This window comes from Chthoniobacter sp. (assembly GCF_040003245.1).
In the GTDB taxonomy this organism is placed as follows: domain Bacteria; phylum Verrucomicrobiota; class Verrucomicrobiia; order Chthoniobacterales; family Chthoniobacteraceae; genus Chthoniobacter.
In genome coordinates this window covers 1-4,826 of sequence record NZ_JBDUCX010000358.1, presented here as the reverse complement: position 1 = coordinate 4,826, position 4,826 = coordinate 1, and the positions used below count along the sequence as shown (strand labels likewise).

The following is a 4,826-nucleotide window of genomic DNA, read 5'->3' as shown; positions in this document are numbered from 1 at the left end:
CTTGTGGACTACGCCAACCAGCTCGTCGGCGCCGCCGTCGCCAGCGGGGTCTTCATGTTCGCCGACACCGATTTGAAGTACGACAACCCGCGCACCGAGATCGTCTTCGATCGCGACAAGGTGGCTTCGCAGGGCCTGAACCTGAGCCTCGTCGGCGCCGATCTCTCCACCATGCTCGGCGGCAATTTCGTCAATCGTTTCGCCATCCAGGGGCGCAGCTACAAGGTGATCCCGCAGGTCAAGCGCGCCGAGCGGCTCAACCCCGACCAGGTGGAGGACTATTACGTGAGCGGCCCGAACGGGAAGCTGGTGCAGCTCTCGACCTTTGCCACGCTCAAGAGCACCGCCGAGCCGCGCACGCTCAACCGTTTCCAGCAGCTCAATTCCGCGAAGATCCAGGGCGCCATCCCGCCGGGCATCACCCTCGACCAGGCGCTGAAGGTCCTCGAGAAAAAGGCCGCGGAGATTCTGCCGAAGGGTTTCAGCGTCGACTACGCCGGCACCGCCCGCCAGCTCCGCACCGAAGGCAACTCGCTGACCACGACGATGCTCTTCTCGATCATCCTCATCTTCCTCGTGCTGGCCGCGCAGTTTGAGAGTTTCCGCGATCCGTTCATCATCCTGCTCGGCTCGGTGCCGCTGGCCCTCTCCGGCGCGCTGATGTTCAGCTTCCTCGGTTTCACCACGCTCAACATCTACAGCCAGGTCGGTCTCATCACGCTCGTCGGTCTGGTTGCCAAGAACGGCATCCTGATCGTGGAATTTGCCAATCACCTCCAGGAAACCGGGATGAGTAAAATCCAGGCCGTGACCGAAGCCGCCGGCACGCGGTTGCGCCCCATCCTCATGACCTCCGTCGCCACGGTCGCCGGCCACTTCCCGCTGGTCATCGCCACCGGCCCCGGCGCCGGCGCGCGCAACAGCATCGGCATCGTGCTGGTCAGCGGCATGATCGTCGGCACGATCCTCACGCTTTTCGTCCTGCCCTCCATCTACGTCCTCGTCGCCCGCACGCGGCAGAAGGTGAAGCCGGAGGAAGACTGCCAGGAAGTGCTGGATGAGGTTTCGCTGGAGCCGGCGGGGGTGTAGTCACCACGCGCAGCGTTTGGAAAAAGCAAACTCTGTCATCCTGAGCTTGCGAAGGACCTCTGATGTCTGTCTTGCCTCAAACGCGCCGCTGGTGAAAGCGCTTCCGAAATCAAATTCAGTGACGAAAGAGGAAAGGCAGAAATCAGAGGTCCTTCGCAAGCTCAGGATGACGATGTTTTTTCGACCGCCAGGGGCGCCCAGTCACCCTTTGATATCCGGATAAATCGGCACCTTTGGACTACACGACACGACCTCATCCCCGCGCCAGGAGAGCCGGAATTTCCGATGACTGACGGGCATCTCCTCCTGTGTCTCCTTTAGCGGCAAATCGTACTCCAGCGCGACGGGAATTCCTTCCACGACATCCTTCCGTGAAAGAGTGAGGAAAGCGCCGTCCCAAGTCAAAGGCCCCTGCTTCCCCGCGATGCTCAACTGCACCGACTCGCGCGTGGCCCATGCTGGGACCCGTATTCGCAAGTCGCAGCTTTTCTTCGGCAGGATGGCCAGCGTGGCCTCCGCGTTGCGCGTCGAGGTTACTTTCACCGCCGGCGTTTCCGCATCGAAGTGCAGGTTCACCGACACGGCGCCATCCGGCGTCGTCGTGACGATATGCTCGTGAAAATCCGCCAACGAATGGAGCACTGCGGCGAAGACATCGAGGATCGCGCCGTAACCGAAGGGATGCGCATAGACGCCCCACGCCCCGTCGCGACGCGGCTGCTTTTCATCCACGATTTGCGATGGCAGCAGCCGGGCACGAATGAGCCGCTCCACATCGTCGAGTAAGTCGGCCTGCCCGCCCGGCAAGGCCAGCCAGAGCGCGAGCTGCGCGACATCGCCGCAACTGGCGTGTTCGCCCACCGGGTCGCCTTCCGGGCCGTGAAAGCGGCTTTTGCCCTGGTCGTGGGGCGTCCAGCCGGAATGGCTGATGACCGCGCCAACCAGCCCGCGGCGATAGGTGGCGGCAACGGCGTCGATGTACCTCTTCCCGCCGCCGGCGAGGCCATAGAGCAGCAGGCCGCGCAACGTCCCGCAGTAGGAATGCGTGTGGCCGACATGGCTCGGATCGCGCAGTTCCGCGCGCACTTCGCCCGAGGGATCGATCGCTTGCCGCAGATGCACTTCGGCGAGGCGGTGGGCGAGTTTCAACGCCAGCGGGTCGCCGGTGGCCCCGTGAAACCACACGATCGCCTCGAGCGCGCGGCCCGTCGTCGCGGTCGCATTGAACCATTCACCCGCTGGCGAGCGCTGGATCATGAGCGGGTCCGCCGTCAGCGGCCCACCGGCCAGCGCCGCCAGCTTCTGGTAATCCATCTGTCCATCGGCCTCGAGCGTCCCCTCGATCGCCTGGAGCAGCTTGCGCCCCTGCGCCCACGCCCAGTCGCTCTTCCGGTGGCGCACCAGCGCGGTGTAGGCGAGCATCGTCTCCCGCAGGTTGTGCGGGTTCACTTTGATCTTCTCCGCCGGCCCGGGCAGACGCGCCGTGTTCATGAGCAGCGCCGCGGGATTATCCGTCAGCGTGTGCAGGTTCTTCATCATCGCCGCCTCGGCCTGCTCGGAAAGGAGCACGCGCGTGGCCGCTTCATAGCGCAGCATCGCGTCCCACCAACGGCCCGTATCGTGCGCGATCTCGTAGCCACCGGTCGGCAGCCATTCCGCATCGGGATTGAGCCAGGCGAGGCAGCACTTGGCGGCCCGGTCCATGGAAGTGCGCAGCGGCCCGCCGGTCTCGGGCTCCGCGCCGAGCGCCCTTCCGTGTCGCGCCAAGGAGAGGGCAGATACGACGGCGAGCTGCTGGAGAAAGGTGCGGCGGGATGTGGGGGAAGGGTTCATCGGTGTCCGAAGCGGTCTTGCCCTACGCGAAGCGTCTCCAAAAAACAACCGTCATCCTGAGCTTGCGAAGGACCTCCGATTTCTGCCTTTCGTCAAACGCGCTGCTAGTGAAAGCGCTCACGAAATCAAATTGGATGACGAAAGAGGAAAGACAGATTTCAGAGGTCCTTCGCAAGCTCAGGATGACCGGTTTGGGGAAGCGCACCACCTCCCCTCTACCTCCACCCCTTCCCACCCCTACAACCCCGGGTTGACCGCGGGCCACTTGACCCGCATAGTTCGCGGCCCTTTCCGCCATGCCCCAAACGCGCACCCGTAACTTCTGCATTATTGCCCACATCGACCACGGCAAGACCACGCTGTCTGATCGCCTCCTCGAATTCACCGGCACGATCCAGAAGCGCGAGCAACAGGACCAGATGCTCGACTCCATGGACCTGGAGCGGGAGCGCGGCATCACCATCAAGGCCCACCCCATCGCCATGAATTACACGGCCAAGGACGGGATTACCTACAAGCTCAACTTGATGGATACCCCCGGTCACGTGGACTTCGCCTATGAAGTTTCCCGCTCGCTGGCCGCTTGCGAGGGCGCGCTCGTCATCGTGGACGCCGCCCAAGGGGTCGAGGCGCAGACCGTGGCCAACGTCCACCTTGCGAACACGCAAGGGCTGACCATCATCCCGGTGATCAACAAGATCGATCTGCCGAACTCCGATCTCCCCTCGGTACGGCGGCAGCTCGAGGAAATCCTCGCCATTCCCGCCGACGAAGCCCTGCTGGCCAGCGCCAAGGCCGGCATCGGCATCGAGGAAATCCTCGAGGCCATCGTCGCCCGCGTCCCGCATCCGAAAGGCCACCCCACGCACAAGATGCGCGCGCTGGTCTTCGACTCCACTTTCGATACCTACCGCGGCGTGGTCACTTATGTGCGCGTGGTCGATGGCAGCATCAAGGCCGGCGATCCGGTGAAGATGATGGCGACCAACGGCACCTACGAGGTGAAGGAAGTCGGCCTCTTCAAGCCGCAGCAGCCGAAATTCTTCGTCCAGCCGATCCTGAACGCCGGCGACGTGGGTTACGTCATCGCCAATATCAAGACGACGAGCGAAGTGAAAGTCGGCGATACGCTGACCAACGGCCGCACGCCCGCGGAGAAGCCGCTGCCCGGTTTCCAGCTCGTCCAGCCGATGGTCTTCAGCGGCATTTACCCGATCAACACCGCCGATTTCGAGCACCTCAAGGCCGCCATGGCCAAGCTCCAGCTCAACGACGCCAGCTTCGTCTACCAGGCCGAGTCGAGCGTCGCGCTCGGCTTCGGCTTCCGCTGCGGTTTCCTCGGGCTGCTGCACATGGAGATCATCCAGGAGCGGCTCCGGCGCGAGTACGACATGGATATCATCGCCACGTATCCCTCGGTGATTTACGAGGTCGTGAAGACCAATGGCGAAGTCTTGCAGGTCGACAATCCCGAATTCCTGCCGGACGCCAGCGTCATCCAGGAGATCCGCGAGCCCATCGTGAAATGCTTCATCATGGTGCCCAATGAATACATCTCGGGCCTCATGCAGCTCATCATGGACAAGCGCGGCACGCTCGAGCACACCGAGTCGCTCGACACCAAGCGCGTGATGCTCACCACCGTCCTGCCGCTCAACGAAATCGTGGTCGATTTCAACGATAAGATCAAATCCATCACCCGCGGCTACGGCTCCATGGATTACGAGCATGCCGGCCACCGCGCCGACAAACTGGTGAAGCTCGACATCCTCGTCAACGGCGAGCCGGTCGACGCCTTCAGCAGCATCGTGCATCGCGACAAGGCCGAGGCCCGCGGCCGCCAGCTCGCCGCCAAGCTCAAGGAAGTGATCCCCACGCAACTTTACCAGGTGGCCATCCAGGCG

3 protein-coding genes are annotated in these 4,826 nt (G+C 63.1%); 2 read left to right on the top strand and 1 reads right to left on the bottom strand.

Annotation, left to right across the window (positions count from 1 at the left end):
• The coding region (locus ABJF10_RS29345) for an efflux RND transporter permease subunit (protein WP_348548159.1) at nucleotides 1-1,089 on the top strand (1,089 nt) is incomplete at its 5' end.
• Nucleotides 1,090-1,290: 201 nt separating this feature from the next.
• Here ABJF10_RS29345 and ABJF10_RS29340 read toward each other — a convergent pair.
• Nucleotides 1,291-2,922, bottom strand: coding sequence for a hypothetical protein (locus ABJF10_RS29340; protein WP_348548158.1), 1,632 nt, complete (start codon nucleotides 2,920-2,922; stop codon nucleotides 1,291-1,293).
• Between the two features lie 296 nt (nucleotides 2,923-3,218).
• Here ABJF10_RS29340 and lepA point away from each other — a divergent pair.
• Nucleotides 3,219-4,826 (top strand): translation elongation factor 4 (gene lepA, locus ABJF10_RS29335; protein ID WP_348548157.1); only part of this gene is annotated, 1,608 nt, incomplete at its 3' end.

Coding starts and splice junctions, on each gene's coding strand:
- ABJF10_RS29340 (WP_348548158.1), bottom strand. CDS start 2,922: ATGAACCCTTCCCCCACATCCCGCCGCACCTTTCTCCAGCAGCTCGCC.